18 protein-coding genes and 1 pseudogene are annotated in these 16,357 nt (G+C 74.1%); 12 read left to right on the top strand and 7 right to left on the bottom strand.

Annotated elements, in window-relative coordinates:
* Positions 1-9 precede the first annotated feature (9 nt).
* Genes AC3A3L_RS06520 through AC3A3L_RS06505 form a run of 4 tightly spaced genes read left to right on the top strand, consistent with a single transcriptional unit; the run spans position 10 to position 4,450 of the window.
* On the top strand, positions 10-2,109 hold the full coding sequence (locus tag AC3A3L_RS06520) for a molybdopterin oxidoreductase family protein (RefSeq protein WP_487639195.1): 2,100 nt from the start codon (positions 10-12) through the stop codon (positions 2,107-2,109).
* The gene (locus tag AC3A3L_RS06515) at positions 2,102-3,499 is read left to right on the top strand and encodes an FAD-dependent oxidoreductase (protein WP_487639194.1); all 1,398 of its coding nucleotides are present in this window, start codon (positions 2,102-2,104) and stop codon (positions 3,497-3,499) included. Before AC3A3L_RS06520 ends, AC3A3L_RS06515 begins: the two co-directional genes overlap by 8 nt.
* A gap of 52 nt (positions 3,500-3,551) precedes the next feature.
* On the top strand, positions 3,552-4,046 hold the full coding sequence (locus tag AC3A3L_RS06510; protein ID WP_487639193.1) for a hypothetical protein: 495 nt from the start codon (positions 3,552-3,554) through the stop codon (positions 4,044-4,046).
* Positions 4,043-4,450, top strand: a complete 408-nt coding sequence (locus AC3A3L_RS06505; protein WP_487639192.1) for a VOC family protein — start codon at positions 4,043-4,045, stop codon at positions 4,448-4,450. The genes AC3A3L_RS06510 and AC3A3L_RS06505 overlap by 4 nt, the downstream gene beginning before the upstream one ends.
* Here AC3A3L_RS06505 and AC3A3L_RS06500 read toward each other — a convergent pair.
* Complete coding sequence (locus AC3A3L_RS06500) at positions 4,431-4,847, bottom strand: GNAT family N-acetyltransferase (protein ID WP_487639191.1); 417 nt, start codon at positions 4,845-4,847, stop codon at positions 4,431-4,433. The genes AC3A3L_RS06505 and AC3A3L_RS06500 overlap by 20 nt on opposite strands.
* On the bottom strand, positions 4,844-5,002 hold the full coding sequence (locus AC3A3L_RS06495) for a hypothetical protein (protein ID WP_487639846.1): 159 nt from the start codon (positions 5,000-5,002) through the stop codon (positions 4,844-4,846). The genes AC3A3L_RS06500 and AC3A3L_RS06495 overlap by 4 nt, the downstream gene beginning before the upstream one ends.
* On the opposite strand from AC3A3L_RS06495, the pseudogene AC3A3L_RS06490 reads away from it, so the two are divergent.
* A pseudogene (locus AC3A3L_RS06490) lies at positions 4,961-5,299 on the top strand (SRPBCC family protein); the annotation flags it as partial. The gene AC3A3L_RS06495 and the pseudogene AC3A3L_RS06490 overlap by 42 nt on opposite strands.
* Positions 5,300-5,375: 76 nt before the next feature.
* Here AC3A3L_RS06490 and soxR read toward each other — a convergent pair.
* Positions 5,376-5,822 (bottom strand): redox-sensitive transcriptional activator SoxR, encoded by a 447-nt coding sequence (gene soxR / locus AC3A3L_RS06485; protein ID WP_487639190.1) that lies wholly within the window; start codon positions 5,820-5,822, stop codon positions 5,376-5,378.
* 75 nt (positions 5,823-5,897) lie between these two features.
* Between soxR and AC3A3L_RS06480 the strand changes: the two genes are divergently transcribed.
* From AC3A3L_RS06480 to AC3A3L_RS06465, 4 genes are all read left to right on the top strand, one after another.
* A complete protein-coding gene (locus tag AC3A3L_RS06480; RefSeq protein WP_487639189.1) occupies positions 5,898-6,599 on the top strand; it encodes an SDR family NAD(P)-dependent oxidoreductase in 702 nt (233 codons plus the stop codon).
* Positions 6,596-7,645, top strand: a complete 1,050-nt coding sequence (locus AC3A3L_RS06475; protein ID WP_487639188.1) for an S-adenosylmethionine:tRNA ribosyltransferase-isomerase — start codon at positions 6,596-6,598, stop codon at positions 7,643-7,645. The genes AC3A3L_RS06480 and AC3A3L_RS06475 overlap by 4 nt, the downstream gene beginning before the upstream one ends.
* A gap of 68 nt (positions 7,646-7,713) precedes the next feature.
* A complete protein-coding gene (locus tag AC3A3L_RS06470) occupies positions 7,714-8,574 on the top strand; it encodes an MEDS domain-containing protein (protein ID WP_487639187.1) in 861 nt (286 codons plus the stop codon).
* A gap of 10 nt (positions 8,575-8,584) precedes the next feature.
* Positions 8,585-9,541, top strand: coding sequence for an anti-sigma factor RsbA family regulatory protein (locus tag AC3A3L_RS06465; RefSeq protein WP_487639186.1), 957 nt, complete (start codon positions 8,585-8,587; stop codon positions 9,539-9,541).
* On the opposite strand, the gene AC3A3L_RS06460 is transcribed toward AC3A3L_RS06465, so the two are convergent.
* A complete protein-coding gene (locus tag AC3A3L_RS06460) occupies positions 9,529-10,917 on the bottom strand; it encodes a sensor histidine kinase (protein WP_487639833.1) in 1,389 nt (462 codons plus the stop codon). The genes AC3A3L_RS06465 and AC3A3L_RS06460 overlap by 13 nt on opposite strands.
* Positions 10,917-12,575 carry an NAD(P)/FAD-dependent oxidoreductase gene (locus tag AC3A3L_RS06455; protein ID WP_487639185.1) on the bottom strand — a complete coding sequence of 553 codons (1,659 nt, stop codon included), beginning with the start codon at positions 12,573-12,575 and terminating at the stop codon, positions 10,917-10,919. Before AC3A3L_RS06455 ends, AC3A3L_RS06460 begins: the two co-directional genes overlap by 1 nt.
* A gap of 145 nt (positions 12,576-12,720) precedes the next feature.
* On the opposite strand from AC3A3L_RS06455, the gene AC3A3L_RS06450 reads away from it, so the two are divergent.
* Both AC3A3L_RS06450 and AC3A3L_RS06445 read left to right on the top strand, forming a co-directional pair.
* Positions 12,721-13,407 carry a phosphatase PAP2 family protein gene (locus tag AC3A3L_RS06450; RefSeq protein WP_487639184.1) on the top strand — a complete coding sequence of 229 codons (687 nt, stop codon included), beginning with the start codon at positions 12,721-12,723 and terminating at the stop codon, positions 13,405-13,407.
* Positions 13,404-14,318 (top strand): NAD-dependent epimerase/dehydratase family protein, encoded by a 915-nt coding sequence (locus AC3A3L_RS06445; RefSeq protein ID WP_487639183.1) that lies wholly within the window; start codon positions 13,404-13,406, stop codon positions 14,316-14,318. Before AC3A3L_RS06450 ends, AC3A3L_RS06445 begins: the two co-directional genes overlap by 4 nt.
* A 13-nt stretch (positions 14,319-14,331) precedes the next feature.
* Here the strand turns inward: AC3A3L_RS06445 and AC3A3L_RS06440 are convergent, their stop codons facing one another.
* Positions 14,332-14,730, bottom strand: coding sequence for a DUF1304 family protein (locus tag AC3A3L_RS06440; RefSeq protein ID WP_487639182.1), 399 nt, complete (start codon positions 14,728-14,730; stop codon positions 14,332-14,334).
* A 1-nt stretch (position 14,731) separates the two neighbouring features.
* The gene (locus AC3A3L_RS06435; protein ID WP_487639181.1) at positions 14,732-15,814 is read right to left on the bottom strand and encodes a methyltransferase; all 1,083 of its coding nucleotides are present in this window, start codon (positions 15,812-15,814) and stop codon (positions 14,732-14,734) included.
* Positions 15,815-15,885: 71 nt separating this feature from the next.
* On the opposite strand from AC3A3L_RS06435, the gene AC3A3L_RS06430 reads away from it, so the two are divergent.
* Positions 15,886-16,305, top strand: coding sequence for a MarR family winged helix-turn-helix transcriptional regulator (locus AC3A3L_RS06430; RefSeq protein ID WP_487639180.1), 420 nt, complete (start codon positions 15,886-15,888; stop codon positions 16,303-16,305).
* The last annotated feature ends 52 nt before the right edge of the window (positions 16,306-16,357 follow it).

Below are 16,357 nucleotides of genomic sequence, written 5' to 3'. Positions count from 1 at the left end.
GGAGGACCCATGACCGAGACCCACTGCCCCTACTGCTCGCTGCAGTGCGGGATGCGGCTGGCGGGACGGCGTACCCCCGAGGTGTCCGCCTGGGAGGAGTTCCCCGTCAACCGCGGGGCGCTGTGCCGCAAGGGCTGGGCCGCGGCCGGGCTGTACGGCGGTCGCGACCGGCTGATCTCGCCGCTGGTCCGCGACCGGGAGACCGGCGAGTGGTCGGCCGTCTCGTGGGACGACGCGCTCGACCGGGTCGCCGACGGCATCCGCGCCGCCCAGGCGGCCGGGGGACCGGACGCGGTCGCTGTCTTCGGCGGCGGCGGTCTCACCAACGAGAAGGCCTACTCCCTCGGCAAGTTCGCCCGGGTCGCGCTCGGCACCTCGCAGATCGACTACAACGGCCGCTGGTGCATGAGCTCGGCCGCCTCGGCCGGGATCCGTGCCTTCGGCCTCGACCGCGGGCTGCCGTTCCCGCTGGCCGACGTCGAGGAGACCGACGTGCTGGTGCTGGTCGGCTCCAACCTCGCCGAGACGATGCCGCCGGCAGCGCGCCACCTCGACCGGCTGCGCGAGCGCGGCGGGAAGGTGGTCGTGATCGACCCGCGGCGCACGCCCACTGCGGACCGCGCCGACCTGCACCTCCAGCCGGTGCCGGGCACCGACCTCGCCCTGGCGCTCGGGGTGCTGCACCTGCTCGTCGCCGCCGGCGCAGTCGACACGTCGTACCTCGACGGGCGGACCACGGGGTGGGATGAGGTGCGCGACTCGGTCGCCTCCTGGTGGCCCGAGCGCGTCGAGCGGGTCACCGGGATCGACGCGCACGAGGTGCGGGCGCTGGCGGCGATGCTGGCGGCCCCCAAGGTCATGGTGCTCACCGCGCGCGGCGCGGAGCAGCACTCGACCGGATCCGACACCGTGCTGGCGTGGATCAACGTGGCGCTCTCGCTGGGGATGGTGGGCCGGCGCGGTGCGGGCTACGGCTGCCTGACGGGCCAGGGCAACGGCCAGGGCGGGCGCGAGCACGGGCAGAAGGCCGACCAGCTGCCCGGCTACCGGCGCATCGACGACCCCGCCGCCCGCGCGCACGTCGCCGGCGTGTGGGGCGTCGACCCCGACACGCTGCCCGGGCCGGGCCGGTCGGCGTACGAGCTGCTCGACGCGCTCGGCACGCCCGACGGGCCGTCGGCGCTGCTGGTCCTCGGGTCCAACATCGTGGTCAGCGCGCCCCGGGCGACCCACGTGACTCAGCGGCTGGAGGCGCTCGACCTGCTGGTGGTGTGCGACGTCGTGATGTCGGAGACCGCGGCTCTCGCCGACGTCGTGCTGCCGGTGACGCAGTGGGCCGAGGAGACCGGGACGATGACCAACCTCGAGGGCCGGGTGGTCCTGCGGCAGCGCGCGATCACGCCGCCGTCGGGCGTGCGGTCGGACCTCGAGGTGGTCGCGGGACTGGCCGAGCGGCTCGGCTCGGTGGCGGCGTTCGCGACGGACCCCGAGGAGGTCTTCGCCGAGCTCGGTCGCGCCTCGGCGGGCGGCCCGGCCGACTACTCGGCGATCACCTACGACCGGATCCGCGACGAGCAGGGTGTCTTCTGGGGCGGCGAGCGGCTCTTCGCCGAGTCCTTCGCGCACCCCGACGGCCGGGCCCGGATGCACGCCGTCGAGCACCGGGGAGCGGCCGAGCAGCCGTGCGCCGACTACCCCGTGCACCTCACCACCGGGCGAGTGCTCGCGCAGTACCAGTCCGGCGCCCAGACCCGGCGGGTGCGCTCGCTGCCCGACGACGGCCCGTTCGTGGAGATGCACCCCTTCCTGGCCGCACGCCTCGGGATCGCGACGGGAGAGGGTGTACGCGTCGCCACCCGGCGCGGCGAGATGACCGCCCCGGCGAGGGTGGTGACGACCATCCGGCCCGACACGGTCTTCGTGCCCTTCCACTGGGTGGGCGCCAACCGGCTGACCAACGACGCCCTCGACCCGGCGTCGCGGATGCCGGAGTTCAAGGTGTGCGCCGCACGCCTCTCGCCGGTCGAGGAGGTCGCGCAGCGACCGGGCTCCCCGCTGGTCGAGGAGGTCGCGCAGCGACCGTCACGAGACCCGGTTCCCCATGGTTGAGCGCATCGTCGTGGTCGGCGGCGGGATGGCCGCCGTCCGGCTGTGCGAGCACCTCGCCGGGGACGAGCGGTTCGCCGTCACCGTCCTTACCGACGAGGACGTGCCGCCGTACAACCGGATCCTGCTGTCGGCGGTGCTCGAGGGGACCCACGCCGCCGCCGCGCTGACCCTGCGGTCCGCGGAGTGGTACGCCAACCACGGCATCGACCTGCGCCTCGGAGCCCGCGTCCTCGAGATCGACCGGGACACCCGCGAGGTCGTGCTCGTCGACGGGGAACGCGTCGCCTTCGACCGGCTGGTCCTGGCCTGCGGGTCGATCCCCACACTCCCGCCGATCCGCGGGCTCGTCCGGCGCGACGGCACCCTCCACCCGAAGGTCCACGCCTTCCGCAGCCTCGCCGACTGCGGTCGGCTCGACACTGCCACGCGCTCGCTGGACCCGTCTGCTCGTGCCGTCGTCGTCGGCGGCGGCCTCCTGGGCCTCCAGGTCGCCCGCGCGCTCGCGGTCCGCGGCCTGGTGACCGAGGTGGTCGAGGGAGCCGACCACCTCCTCGCCAGCCAGGTCGGCCCCGGCGCGGGCGGCGTCCTGGCCCGGGACCTGCGGCGGCTCGGGACCGAGGTCTACACCGGCGCCCGCGCGGTCCGGCTGACCAACGACGGGCTGCAGCTCGACAACGGCTACGTCCTGCCCAGCGACCTGGTCGTCCTCACTGCCGGCGGTCGCCCGTCGACCGCCCTCGCACGGCGGGCGGGGCTGATGGTCCGCCGCGGGGTCGTGGTCGACGACACGCTCACCAGCGTCACCGACGACCGGGTGCACGCCATCGGCGACTGCGCCGAGCACCGCCGTCGGACGACCGGCTTCGTCCCACCGGCCTGGGAGCAGGCCGAGGTGCTCACCCGCGTGCTGCGCGGCGAGGAGGCGTCGTACGACGGCAGCCGCAGCGTCGCCCGCCTGCGTGCCACCGGCCTCGAGGTCGCCGTGCTCGGCGAGCCCGAGCGCGCCGCGGGCGAGGTGGTGGAGGTGACCAACCCGATCGCCGGCTCGCACCGTCGCCTCGTCGTGCGCGGAGGGCGGATCGTCGCCGCGGCACTCGTCGGCGACCTGTCCCGTGTCGGGCTGATCACCCAGCTCTACGACCGCGGCACCCTGCTCGGGCCCGACGAGCCCGGCCAGCTGCTCCTGCCCGAGGCGGCGGACGCCCCGGCGCCGCTGCCCGACGAGGCCGAGGTGTGCGCGTGCGCCGGTGTGACCGCGGGCGAGGTCCGGGCCTGCGTGTCCGTGCCGGACTGCGTCGACCGGACCCGCGCGACGACCGGCTGCGGCGGGTGCGCGGACGTCGTACGCCGCTTGGTCGAGGACAGCCCGACGCCGGTCGCGGTCGGCTGACAACTTCTCGGCGCGAGACTGCGTCCCACGGGGGTACCGGAGGAGGGTGCAGGTGAGCAGACGGGTCCTGGTCGGCGCGGTCGCGCTCCTCGTCGGCTTCCTCGGTGGCATGCAGCTGCACCAGGTCGTGGCGTCGCCCGACCAACCGCGGTCGGTGGTCCGCGCGATCGATCCGAGCGCCCATCGCGACGATGACGTGGTCTTCGAGGACTGCCCCGCGCAGGCGACGGCGCCGCCCTACCCGGTCAACGAGAACGGCATGTCCTACGGCTCGGGCGCCGACATCGACGAGGACGACCCGGGCCCCGACCTCGTCGCCGCGTACGGCACCAACGGCAGGTGCGGCTTCGTGCGCGCCTCCGACCGGGAGCAGGCCGTGCCGGCCGACCCGGAGGAGGCACTGGCCTACATGGCCGACCTCGACCCGGAGGGCCGGGACATCCCGCTCTACGCGCAGGACGGCGTCACCGTCATCGGCAGCTTCCACATCGGCCCGGGCCGGGGCTTGACCTCAGGTGCACCCGAGGCCCCACGATCGACTCCATGACCGACGCACAGATCACCGTCCAGGAGCTCCGGATCTCCCTGACGGTCGACGACTTCGACGCCGCCGTACGCCTCTACCGCGACGCGCTCGGACTGCCCGAGGTGGCCGACTGGAGCAGCGAGCAGGGGCGGGTCCTCCTGCTCGACGCCGGCCGCGCGACGCTCGAGCTCTTCGACGAGGCACAGGCCGCGATGGTCGACGACCTCGAGGTGGGGGAGCGGGTGTCGGGCACGGTGCGGTTCGCCCTCCAGGTGCCCGACGCCGACACCGCCGCCGCGACCCTCGTCGCCGCCGGCGCCACCGCCGTCGCCCCCGCCGTCGACACCCCGTGGGGCGACCGCAACGCCCGCGTCGCCGCGCCCGACGGCATGCAGCTGACGCTGTTCACGCCGGGGGAGTCCTGATCATCCAGAGGTCCGGGTCGGGCACGGGGTCGAAGCCGTGGCCGGCGTAGACGTCGTGGGCGTCCCTCGTCTTGAGCAGGGTGCGGCCGATGCCGAGGTCGTCGACGCGCTGCGCGACCGCGGCCACCAGCCGCGTGCCGAGCCCGAGGCCGCGGTGGTCGCGGTCGACGTACACGTCGCAGAGCCAGGCGAAGGTGGCGTGGTCGGTGACGATGCGGGCGTACGCAACCTGCCGGCCGTCGCCGGTGAAGGCGCCGAGGTTGAGCGAGTGCTCGGCAGCGGTGCCGACCGCCTCGCGGCTGCGTCCCAGTGACCAGTACGCGTCGGTGCTGAGCCAGTGGTGGACGAGGTCGAGGTCCATGTCGGCGAGGTCGCTGCGGATGGCGTAGTCGGTCACGCCAGCATCTTCCTCGATCGGGCTGGACCGGTCTTGAGCCGCGCTCGGCGCAGGCCGATCATGGCGGGATGGGCGTCGTCGAGTTCGAGGTCGAGCGCACCGTCGGGGCGCCGATCGGCGAGGTCTTCGCGCGCCTCGCCGACATCGAGGGGCACAACGGGTGGGTGCCCGGGCGCGGCAGCATCCTGCGCGGTTCCCGGCAGACGTCGCCCGGCCCGGTGGTGGTGGGCACGACCTACGAGGACCGCACCCGCATGGGGACCATGCCCGGTCACGTGGCCGAGCTCGACGCACCCCACCGGCTGGTCTACCACTGGTGGGACCGCAGCTCGTCGGGGACGACCAGGATGGAGGGCTGGCCCGGCTACACCCTCGAGGCGGTGGGGGATCGGGAGACGCTCGTGCGCCACGACGTGACGCTGCGGGCCAACGGCGTCCGCGCGCTCGGGCTCCCGGTGCTGAAGGTCATCGCCCGGCGCGAGCGGAACGCGACCATGGATGCGCTCGTCCGCTCGTCCGCTCGTTCGCCTAGCGCCGCGTGGGGTGCGGGCGCCGCAGGGAGTCGGGGAGCAGCCGGGCGCCCGACCCGCGCTCGCCGTGGACGTCGTCGGGGTTGGAGAAGGCGCACGACCGCAGGCTCAGGCAGCCGCAGCCGATGCATCCGTCGAGGCCGCTCTTGAGCCGCTGGAGCGCGGCGATCTGCTCGTCGAGCCGGCGGCCCCAGTGCCGGGAGATGCGCTGCCAGTCGGCCTTGGTCGGGGTGCGGTTGCCGGGTAGCCGGCCGAGCTCCTCGCGGATCTCCTCGATGGTGAGGCCGACGTTGGACGCCGCGCGGATGAAGGCCAGGCGTCGCAGCACGCTCCGCTCGAACCGGCGCTGGCCGCCGCCGGAGCGGTGGGCCTCGATGAGTCCCTCTGCCTCGTAGTAGCGGATCGCCGACGCCGCGAAGCCGCTGCGCCGCGAGATCTCGCCCATCGGTAGCAGGTCACGGCCATCCATCGACACCAGTCCCCTTGAACTCAAGTTCACTTCAACTTGAACCATGGTGCCATGCCAGACAAGACACACACTGTGAACACGACGGAACGGGTGGCACTGGTCACCGGGGGATCGACCGGCCTCGGGCTGGCGCTCAGCAGCGAGCTGGCCCGGCGGGGTTGGCGGGTGGTCACCGACGGACGCAGCGAGGCGAAGTTCAAGGGGGCCGGGCTTCCCGAGGTGGTGAGGGTGGTGGTCGGCGACCTGACCGACGCCGACCACCGCGACCGCCTGCGAGCGGAGGTGGAGCGTCACGGCCGGCTCGACCTCCTCGTCCACAACGCGAGCACGCTCGGTCCGCTGCCGATGCGCCCGCTCGCGGAGGCCGACGTCCCGGACCTCATGCACGTCTGGCGGACCAACATCGGCGGCCCGCTGGTCCTCACCTCCGCCCTCCTGCCGTGGCTGCGCGCGGCGGACGGCGTGCTGCTGTCGATCAGCTCGGACGCGGCCGTCCACCACTACGAGACGTGGGGGCTGTACGCCGCCAGCAAGGCCGCGCTCGACCACGTGACGCTGACCTACGGCGCCGAGACCGGCCTGCGGGCGTACGCCGTCGACCCCGGCGACATGCGGACGGCGATGCACCAGGACGCCTTCCCGGGGGAGGACATCTCCGACCGTCCGCTTCCCGAGACCGTCGTGCCGCGCCTCCTCGCGCTGCTCGACGCACGGCCGGAGTCGGGTCGCTACCAGGCCGAGGACTTCTCATGACGCTGCTCCACGAGACGCCCCGCACCCGCTTCGCCGCCTCGTCCTTCGCCCCGCAGCCCGCCGAGGCGCGCGGCCTCGCGCGCGACGAGGTGCGCCTGCTGGTCGCGACACCGGACGGACTGTCGCACGGCCGCTTCCGCGACCTGCCCGACCACCTGCGCGCAGGCGACGTGCTGGTGGTCAACACCTCGGCGACCGTCGCCGCCGAGGTCGACGCCGAGCTCGGCGGGACGCCGGTGGTGCTCCACGTCGCGCACCGCCTCGACGACGGCGACGCCGTCGTCGAGCTGCGGACCGCGCCCGACGCGGCGCGGGCGCTGCTGACCGCCACCGCCGGCGAGGTCGTGCGCGTCGGCGACGTACGCCTGGCCCTCCGCGGACCCTGGCCGGGAGACGCGTCGTCCCCGACGGGCAGCGGCAACCGGCTCTGGCGTGCGTCGGTGCGTGGCGACCTGGACCGCCAGCTGGACTGGAACGGCCGGCCCATCGCCTACGGCTACCTCGACCGGCACTACCCGCTGGCGGACTACCAGACCGTGTTCGGCACGCGTCCCGGCAGCGCGGAGATGGCCTCGGCAGGCCGACCGTTCACCCACGAGCTCGTCACCCGCCTCGTCACCGCGGGCGTGCAGCTCGCACCGGTGACGCTGCACACCGGGGTGTCGTCGCAGGAGGCCGGCGAGGCGCCCGGGCCGGAGTGGTTCGAGGTGACGCCGACCAGCGCTCGGGTGGTCAACCAGGCGCGGGCCAACGGCGGTCGCGTCGTCGCCGTCGGCACCACGGCGACCCGTGCCGTCGAGTCCAGCGTGCGCGGGTCGTCCGTCGTGGCGAGCCGCGGCTGGACCGACCGGGTCGTCTCCCCGGCCGCCCCGCCCAGGATCGTGGACGGTCTCGTCACCGGCTGGCACGACCCGATGGCCTCGCACCTCCTGCTCGTCGAGGCGGTCGCGGGCGCTCGCCTCACGCAGGCGGCGTACGACGCCGCGGTCGCTGAGGGCTACCTCTGGCACGAGTTCGGCGACTCGGCGCTGCTGCTGCGGAGATGAGCGCCGGAGCGAGAAAATTCGACGGAAACTGTGGGTCCCGCCACGCCACATCGTCCTAGATTGGGCAGATGATTCTCGGGGCACACCGCGCCTCCGCCGACCTGGGCTCGCTCGAGCCCGGGACCCACCTGTGCGCTCTCGAACGCGACGCGACCATGCTCGACCGCGTCGCGGCGACCTTCGTCGGGCAGGGCCTCGCCGCAGGTGACCAGTTGCTCTACATCGCCTCCGAGGGTCAGGTCCACGACCTCGTTGGCAGCCTCACCCAGCACCTGGACGCACGGCAGGCCCTCGCCACGGGACAGCTCCTCACCAGCTCGTTCGAGGACGCCTACGGCTCGTCGCGGCCCGAGCTCGCCACCGTCGCCGACGGGTTCCGGCTCGCGGCCCAGCAGACGCTGAAGAGCGGTTTCCCCGCCCTCCGCGTGGCCGCCCGGATGGACGACCTCGCCGGGCTGCTGGGATCCATGGACGACGTGGTGGCCTGGGAGCACGTCGCCACCGGCCTGCAGCGCGAGCTCCACGTGAGCTCGGTCTGCCTCTACGACACCCAACGGCTCGAGCCGGGCGAGGGCGCCTCGCTGGCCCGCGAGCACGACGGGCTCGCCCCCGACATCGAGGTCGCGCCCATCGCCACCTTCCTCGCGGTCGACGAGCCGTGGGGCGTGCAGGTCCGGGGTGAGGTCGACGTGTCCAACCGGCACCTCCTGCACCGCCTGGTGCTCTCGCGCGCCGCGGTGAAGCCGCGCCTGCGGCTCGACCTCGAGGGCGTGACCTTCGCCGACGCCTGCACGATCGCCCGCCTGCGCGCGATCGCGGCCGCCCTGCCGGAGGACGGCCACCTCGTGCTGGCGCGGGTGCCCGCCGTCGTACGCCGGGTCCTGGAGCTCACCGGGCTCGACCACCCACGACTCAAGGTGGAGCCGTGAGGCCGCCGTCGTGAGCGTGGCCCCGACCCACACCAGCCTGGTCTACGACGGCGACCTGGCCTACGCGACCGAGGCCGGCGGCTTCCTGCGCGAGGGCCTCGACCTGGGGCACCGGGCGCTCGTGATGGCGCCGCCGTCCCGCATGGAGCTCGTCGCGCGGGAGCTGGGCGCGTACGCCGACGCGGTCGACTTCGTCGACGAGGCCGTCGCCTACGAGCCCCAGTGGAACGCCTACCGCGTCCTGCTCGACCACCTCGACTCGACACCCGGGGCGCGCACGCGTGTCGTCGCCGAGCAGGCCCTCGCCCGACGCGCACCGGCCGAGCTGGTCGACTACCGCCGGCTGGAGTCGGCGGCCAACATCGTCTTCGCCGGGCGTTCGGTCGACCTCCTCTGCCCGTACGACGGCCGCGCGCTGCCGTCAGGCCTCCTCGACATCGCCCGGCGCGCCCACGACGGACTGCGCTCGCGCGGGTCGGTGGTGCCGAACGCCGACTTCCGCGACCCGATGGAGGAGCTCGCCGACCTGGCCGCGGTGGTCCATCCGCCCACGCACGCCACGACCCTCGACTGCTCCGACCAGTCCGACGTCTCGCTCGTGCGCCGCACGGTGCGCGCCCAGGGTGCGCGGGACGGGCTCGACCCCGAGACGGTCGGCGACCTCGAGCTGGCAGTGTCCGAGGTGCTGACCAACGCCCTCCTGCACGGCACGCCGCCCGCCCTCGTCCACCTCTACGAGGAGGCCGGCATGTGGGTGTGCCACGTCCACGACGGCGGCGGCCTGCCGGTCGACCCCCTCGCGGGCGTCGTACCTCCCGGCGACCCGTCGGACCACGGCTACGGGCTGTGGCTCGCGCGCCAGCTCGTCGCGGCCGTCGACGTGGGCAGCGACCTCACCGGCACCCACGTGCGGCTGCACGTGCGTGCGCCCGGCAGCAAGGGCCTGCGTCGCCCTCAGCCGGCCTGACCGTTCCGCGGCAGCCGCACCGCGACGACCGTGCGGCCAGGCTCCGACCGCACGTCGATGGCCCCGCCGTGGCGCTCGACGACGATCCGCCGCGAGATGTCGAGCCCGAGGCCGGTGCCCTTGCCGACCTCCTTGGTGGTGAAGAACGGCTCGAACGCATGGGCGGCGACCTCCTCGGTCATCCCCTCGCCGGTGTCGCACACCTCCACGACGACGTGACGCTCGTCCGCGGAGGTCCGCACGGTCAGCGTGCCCGTGCCGTCCATCGCGTCGACGGCGTTGTCCACGAGGTTGGTCCACACCTGGTTGAGCTCGCCGGGGTTCGCGGTGATGACCGGCACCGAGTCGTCGTAGTCGCGCACGACGGTGATGCCGTCGCGCAGCTTGTGGCCGAGCATGATGAGGGTGCTCTCCAGGCCGTCGACGACGCGGACGTCCTGCACCGCGGCGCGGTCGAGCTGGGAGTAGGACTTCACGGCCGAGACGAGGTCGGAGATGCGGCGCGTCGCGTCCTGGGCCTCGGCGATCAGCGCGGTGGTGGTCACCGCGCTGGCCACCCACTCGAGGCCGGCCTGCAGCTCCGCCCCGGACAGGGCTGCTGCGGCGCCGTCGAGCCACGCCGTCGAGGCTCCGGCCGCGGCCAGCGCCGGGGCGATCACCCAGTCACGGTCGACGTCGTGCTCGGTGAGCCAGTCGGTCAGCTCGTCCTCCCGCTGTGCGAGCTCGACGCCGGTCGGCGCCCCCGACGGGTCGATCGCCCGCCGCAGCCCGTCGAGCGCGACGAACTGCTCCGCGCTGATGCCATGGCCGGCGAGCCGCTGCAACGACGCGAACACGTCGTCGCTGCTCTGCTGCAGGGCGCCGACGGACCGCACGGCGGCGGACGCGGGGTTGTTGATCTCGTGGGCGAGGCCGGCGGCGAGGGTGCCGAGGGCGACGAGGGCCTCGCGCTGCCGGGCGTTCTGCTCGATGCGCCGGGCGGTGACGATGAGGCCGCACAGCAGGTGGACCGCGAACGGGAACCACTCCTGGCCGAAGCGCGCCAGCTCAGCAGCAGGCAGCCGGAAGACCCGGCTCGGCTCCATGACGCGCGCCGACCCCATGTAGACGCCGTGCTCGTCCCACGCGCGGAAGCCCCCGGCCCACTGCCCGGGGTTCTCGATGGTCACCATGACGGCTTCCTCGTGGCCGACGCGGCGCACGACGTCGATGCGGCCCTCGAGCATCACCCACCAGTGCTCGGCCGGGCGACCCTCCTCGAAGACGCGCTCGCCCGGGGCGTACGCCACCTCCTCGCCGGCAGCGGCCAGCTCGGCCACCTGCTCCTCGGTGAAGCCGTCCAGGATCGCGATCGCGCGCAGCTCGTCGGCGAGCATCACGTCGTCGCCAGGTAGCGGTGGACGAGGTAGACCGACATCGCGCCCTCGCCGACGGCCGATGCAACCCGCTTCATCGAGTCTCGGCGCACGTCGCCGGCGGCGAACACCCCGGGCACGCTGGTCTCCAGGGCGAACGGCCCGCGGTCGAGCGGCCAGCCGTCGTCGGCGGGCAGGTCCGGGCCGGTCAGCACGAAGCCGCGGTCGTCCCGGGAGACGGCCTCGCCCAGCCAGTCGGTGCGCGGAGCAGCCCCGATGAAGACGAACACCCAGCCGGTCTCGACCTCCTCGACGCGGCCCGCCGCCCGGTCGCAGAGCGTGATCGACTCGAGGTGCCCCTCGCCGCGGGCGCCGACGATCTCGGTCTGCAGCCGCACCTCGATGGTGGGGGCGGTCAGGATCCGGCCGACGAGGTACTGCGACATGGACGCCTCGAGCGAGTCGCCGCGGACGACGAGCACGACCCGGCTGGCGTAGCGGGCGAAGTTCAGCGCGGCCTGGCCGGCAGAGTTGGCCGCGCCCACCACGTAGACGTCCTCCCCGGCCGTCTGCGCAGCCTCGCTCGCGCTGGCGCCGTAGTAGAGCCCGCGCCCGACGACCTCGTCCGCCCCCGGTGCGCCGAGGCGCCGGTAGGACACGCCGCTGGCAACCAGCACCGCCCGTGCCTCGATGTCCGCCGAGCCGTCGAGGAGCACCGCGCGCACCGGGCCACGCGTCTCGAAGCCCACGACGTCGCGCGCGAGCACCATCTCGGCGCCGAAGCGGGCGGCCTGCGCCACCGCGCGGTGCGTCAGGTCGGCGCCCGAGAGCCCCTTCGGGAAGCCGAGGTAGTTCTCGATGGACGCGCTCTGCCCCGCCTGCCCGCCCGGCGCGTCACGCTCGACCACCACGGTCGCGAGCCCCTCGCTCGCGGCGTAGACCGCGGCGGCGAGGCCCGCCGGGCCGGCGCCGACGATGCAGAGGTCGTAGAGCGGCTTCTCCGCGCGGGTGCGCAGGCCGAGCGCGTCGGCGAGCTCGACCGTCGTGGGGGAGCGCAGCGCCGCCCCGTCGGGCAGCGCGACCACGGGCAGGTCGTCCGCCCCCGCGCCGGCGAGCTCGAGCAGCCGGGTGGCCTCCTCGGCCACCTCGTCGGTGCCGACCTCGAGCCAGCGGTAGGGGACGTGGTTGTGGGTGAGGAAGGTCTTCACGTCCACGGTCCGCTCCGACCACCGGTGACCGACGACGCGCACCTCCGAGTCACGGTCCGGGTGGCCGTTCGCCCAGTCGCGGAGCAGCTCGTCGAGCACCGGGTAGAGCCGCTCCTCGGGCGGGTCCCACGGCTTCATCAGGTAGTAGTCGAGCGCGATGTCGTTGATGGCGCGGATCGCGACGTCCGTGTCGGCGTACGCCGTCAGGAGCAGCAGGCGGGAGTCCGGTGACTGCCGGCGCACCTCCTGCAGCACCTCGATGCCCGTCATCCCCGGCATCCGCTGGTCGGAGACGACAGCCGCCACCGGCCGGTCCTTCAGCTGCTGCTCCGCAAGGATCTCGAGCGCCTCGGGCCCCGACATCGCCCTGAGGACGCGGTAGTCCTGGCCGTAGCGCTGGCGGAGGTCGCGCACGACGGCGGCCACCACGGCCGCGTCGTCGTCGACCGCGAGGATGGCGGGCTTCGCCATCGGCACCTCCCGTTGGTTGCCGTCCTCGGACGCTACTGCCGCGGGCGCACCGCGCACAGGTGGTCGAGACCAGTTCGAGCGGCGCTGCAGGGACTCTCCCTGGGGGTGGACGACGTCGGCCACGATGTGGGGCATCCTCAGCGACGTGAGCTCGTCCACGGAGCGGCGTGCCGCCGCGCGCACCTTGGCCCTCGTCTGGGTCGTCCTCGTGCTGGTGGCCCTGGGCCTCGGCTGGCTGCTCACCGGTCCGCTGGCGTCGACGGTCGATCCCCGGGACGACGGCGTCGTGCGCTGGCTCGCGGAGCGTCGTACGCCCGACCTCGACACGGCCGCGGCCGTCGGGAGCGCGATCGCCGACACGATCGTCGGCGTGGGCGTCGCTGCGGTCGTGGGCATCGCGGGCTCGTGGTGGCAGCGCTCCTGGCGACCCGTCGTCTACTTCACGGTGCTCGTCGGCGGCTACCTCGCCCTCTACGTCATCGTCACCCACCTGGTCCCGAGGGACCGACCGCCCGTCAGGATCCTCGACCCCGGGCTCATCCCCGACCACAGCTACCCGTCCGGGCACATGGCCACCTCGATCGTCGTCTACGGCGGGATCGTGCTGTGGGTGGCCGCCGTCGCGCCGCGCTGGCGTCGCTGGACCTGGCCGCTGCTGCTCGCCCCGCTGGTCGTCGCGCCGTCGCGGCTCTACCAGGGCGCGCACCACCCGACCGACGTGCTGGCCAGCCTGGTCCTCGCCACCGTGTGGCTCGTGGCGGTGGCCCGCGTGCTGCTGCCGGGGGAGGCGCGGGAGGAGCGTCAGGGCCGCGCTGTCATGGTGGAGGCATGACCTCCCTGCCGACCTCCCCGATCGTCGTCGTCACCGGTGCCAACGGACTCGTGGGCAGCCACGTCGTGGCGGCCCTGGCCGATCGCAGGGCGACGGTGCGCGCCGTCGTACGCCGGGTGGGCACCGCGCCGCAGCACCCCGGCGTCGAGGAGCACGTCGGCGACTTCGCCGACCCGGCCTTCGCGGCGACCGTGGTGGCCGGCGCCGACGCCCTCGTCACCACCGTCCACCCGCTCGGCAGCGGCCGCGACGACCAACGCCGGGTCGGCCTGGACGGCACGCTCGCCATCGCCGAGGCGGCGGTCGACGCCGGCGTGCCCCTCCTCGTGCACGTCTCGACCGCCGGGGTCTACGACCGCAGCCCGGGCGTCGGCGACGTCGACGAGTCCGCGGCCCTCGTTCCCGACGACTCGTCGGCGTACGGCGTGGTCAAGCGCGACGTCGACGCCGCCCTGGCACGGCTGGAGGGTACGACCCGGGTGCTGCTGCGCCCGCCGGCCGTCCTCGGCCCGGGCGACACCTCCGTGTGGAACGCCGTCCGTCCCGCGCAGGTCCGCGACGACGAGGCCGAGCGCCACGCCAACCCCGCGCAGACCTTCGCGTGGGTGCACGTCGACGACCTCGCGAGCATCGCCGCCGACCTCGCCACGGGCGCCATCGCGACCGCAGCCGACCCGGAGGCCGGGCCTGTCGCGGGCGGCTGCACGCCGGTCAACGTCGCCAGCGGCCCGGCCACGCAGCGCGACTACCTGGGCGCGGTCAGCGAGGCGCTCGACGTCGAGCCGACCTGGGACGACGGCCCGGCGTGGACCGGGCAGATCGTCGCCGAGCGCGCGCGGCGCTGGGGCTGGGCTCCGAAGGTCGACCTGTCGACCGCGCTCGAGGAGCTGAAGGACGGGCTGAGGGCCTGACCGCACTCGTGGGCTACACGGCCAGCGCCACCAGCGCCACGGCCGGGAGCACGGACGACGCCACGGTGCCGCGCACGCTGCCGCCGCGGGGACGCCAGTAGCCGAGCAGGTCGGCGACGCCCATGGCGAGCGACGACAGCAGCATGTAGGCGAGCGCCGTCACCACGACGGCGGTGCCGACGGTCTCGTCACCACGGTTGACGATCCACAGCCCGACCAGGCCGCCGATGCCGGCGAGCGCGTTGCGCACGCCGATGCAGAACGACCACAGGTGGACGTGGGCGATGCCGTGCGGCTCGATGCCCAGGAAGCGCTGCACCCACGGCCGGTCGACGAGGAACGCCTCGAACGGGAACACCACGATCAGGACGACCGCGGCCACGGCGGTGCAGACCTGCGCGAGGACGTCCATCTCAGGCCGCCGGCCTGGCCTCGACGAGCGAGATCGGTGAGATGGTCGGCACCACGCGCGTCAGCTCGAAGCCGGAGCGGCGGAGCAGGGCGGCGTACTCCTGCTCGGAGCGCTCGCGGCCACCCACGAAGAGCAGCATGTCGAGGTCGAGGCTCTTGGCGAAGTGGGGCCCGCCGCCCGGGGGCACGATGCTCTCCAGGAGCAGCAGGGTCGCGCCGGTGGGCATGTCGCGACGGAGGGTGGCCAGGATCGCGAGGGCCTGGTCGTCGTCGAAGTCGTGGAGGACGCGGCGCAGCACGTAGAGGTCGCCGTCACCCGGCACCTGCTCGAAGAACGTCCCGGCCTCGAGGCGGCACCGCGCCAGCACCCCGGCCTGCCCCAGCCTCTCCGTCGCGTCCGGCAGCAGCGACTCCTGCTCCAGCAGCACGCCCTCGGCGCCCGGCGCGACCTCGAGCATCGACGCGAGCAGCTGGCCGTGGCCGCCGCCGACGTCGACGATGCGACGGAACGGGGTGAAGTCGTACGCCGCCGCAACGGTCGGCCAGTCGAGCGCGGTGAGCCGCGACATCGCCTCGTTGAAGGTGGCGGCGTAGTCCGGGTCGCGCTCGAGCAGCCCCCACATCGACACCCCGTGCACGGCCTCGGCCTGCGCCTCCCCGGTGGTGACGGACTCGGGCAGCCGGCCCCACACCGACTGGTAGCGCGGGTCGCCGATCATCAGCACGACCGCCCGCATCGAGTCGGGGGCGTCGGACCGCAGTGTGCGCCCGAGCGCGGTCAGCGTGAACCGGTCGCCGTCCTGGCGCAGCAGGCCACAACCGGCGGCCGCCCGCAGCAGCCGGTAGGTCGCGTCGGGGTGCGTGCCCAGCTCGGCGGCGACGTCGGCGGCGGTGCGGGTCCCGTCGGCGAGGACGTCGGCCACCCCGAGCCTGGCGACGGTGTAGAGCGTGTTGGCCTCGATCAGCCCGGACACCAGCTCGAGCACCCCGACGGGCGGCGGCACCATCCGGCGGGTGAGCCCCTGGACCGCGGTGCGGACGGTCGAGGCCGCGCGGGCGACCGGGACGGGAGGAAGTCTGGTCATGGCAGCCCCTCTATGATCGTCAGGGATGCTGACCATAATGGTCAGTGAGGCTGACTACGTCAAGGGGAGCGATGGACCTCGCCACACTGATGTTCGTCTCCTACCGCGCCATGGACGAGCGCGTACGGCAGGCGATGCGCGACGCCGGGTACGACGTCACGGTCGCGCAGGCACGCCTCGCGCAGCGGATCGCCGAGGACGGGACCCGGCTCACCGAGCTGGCGGACCGGGCGCAGGTCACCAAGCAGACCGCCAGCCTCCTGGTCGCCGCCCTCGAGCGCGAGGGCCTCGTCGAGCGCGTGCCGGACCCCGACGACGGCCGCGCCCGCCTGATCCGGCTGTCCGCGCGGGGACGCGAGGCCGCGCAGCGGGCGATGGAGGTCGTCATCGGGGTCGAGCGGGAGTGGACCGAGCACCTCGGCCCCGAGCTCACCGACCGCCTGCGCGAGGGGCTGGTCCGCCTGCGGGAGGTCACCGACCCGTACGCCTGAGCGGAGCGACTGGCACCGTCCCGGCGTAGCCAGCCGTCCGCCTGCTCGTTGG

The sequence above is a fragment of the Nocardioides sp. Soil_C_8 genome, assembly GCF_057656315.1.
Note: the sequence above shows the minus strand (reverse complement) of the source record. Positions and strands in the feature narration are given on the sequence as shown.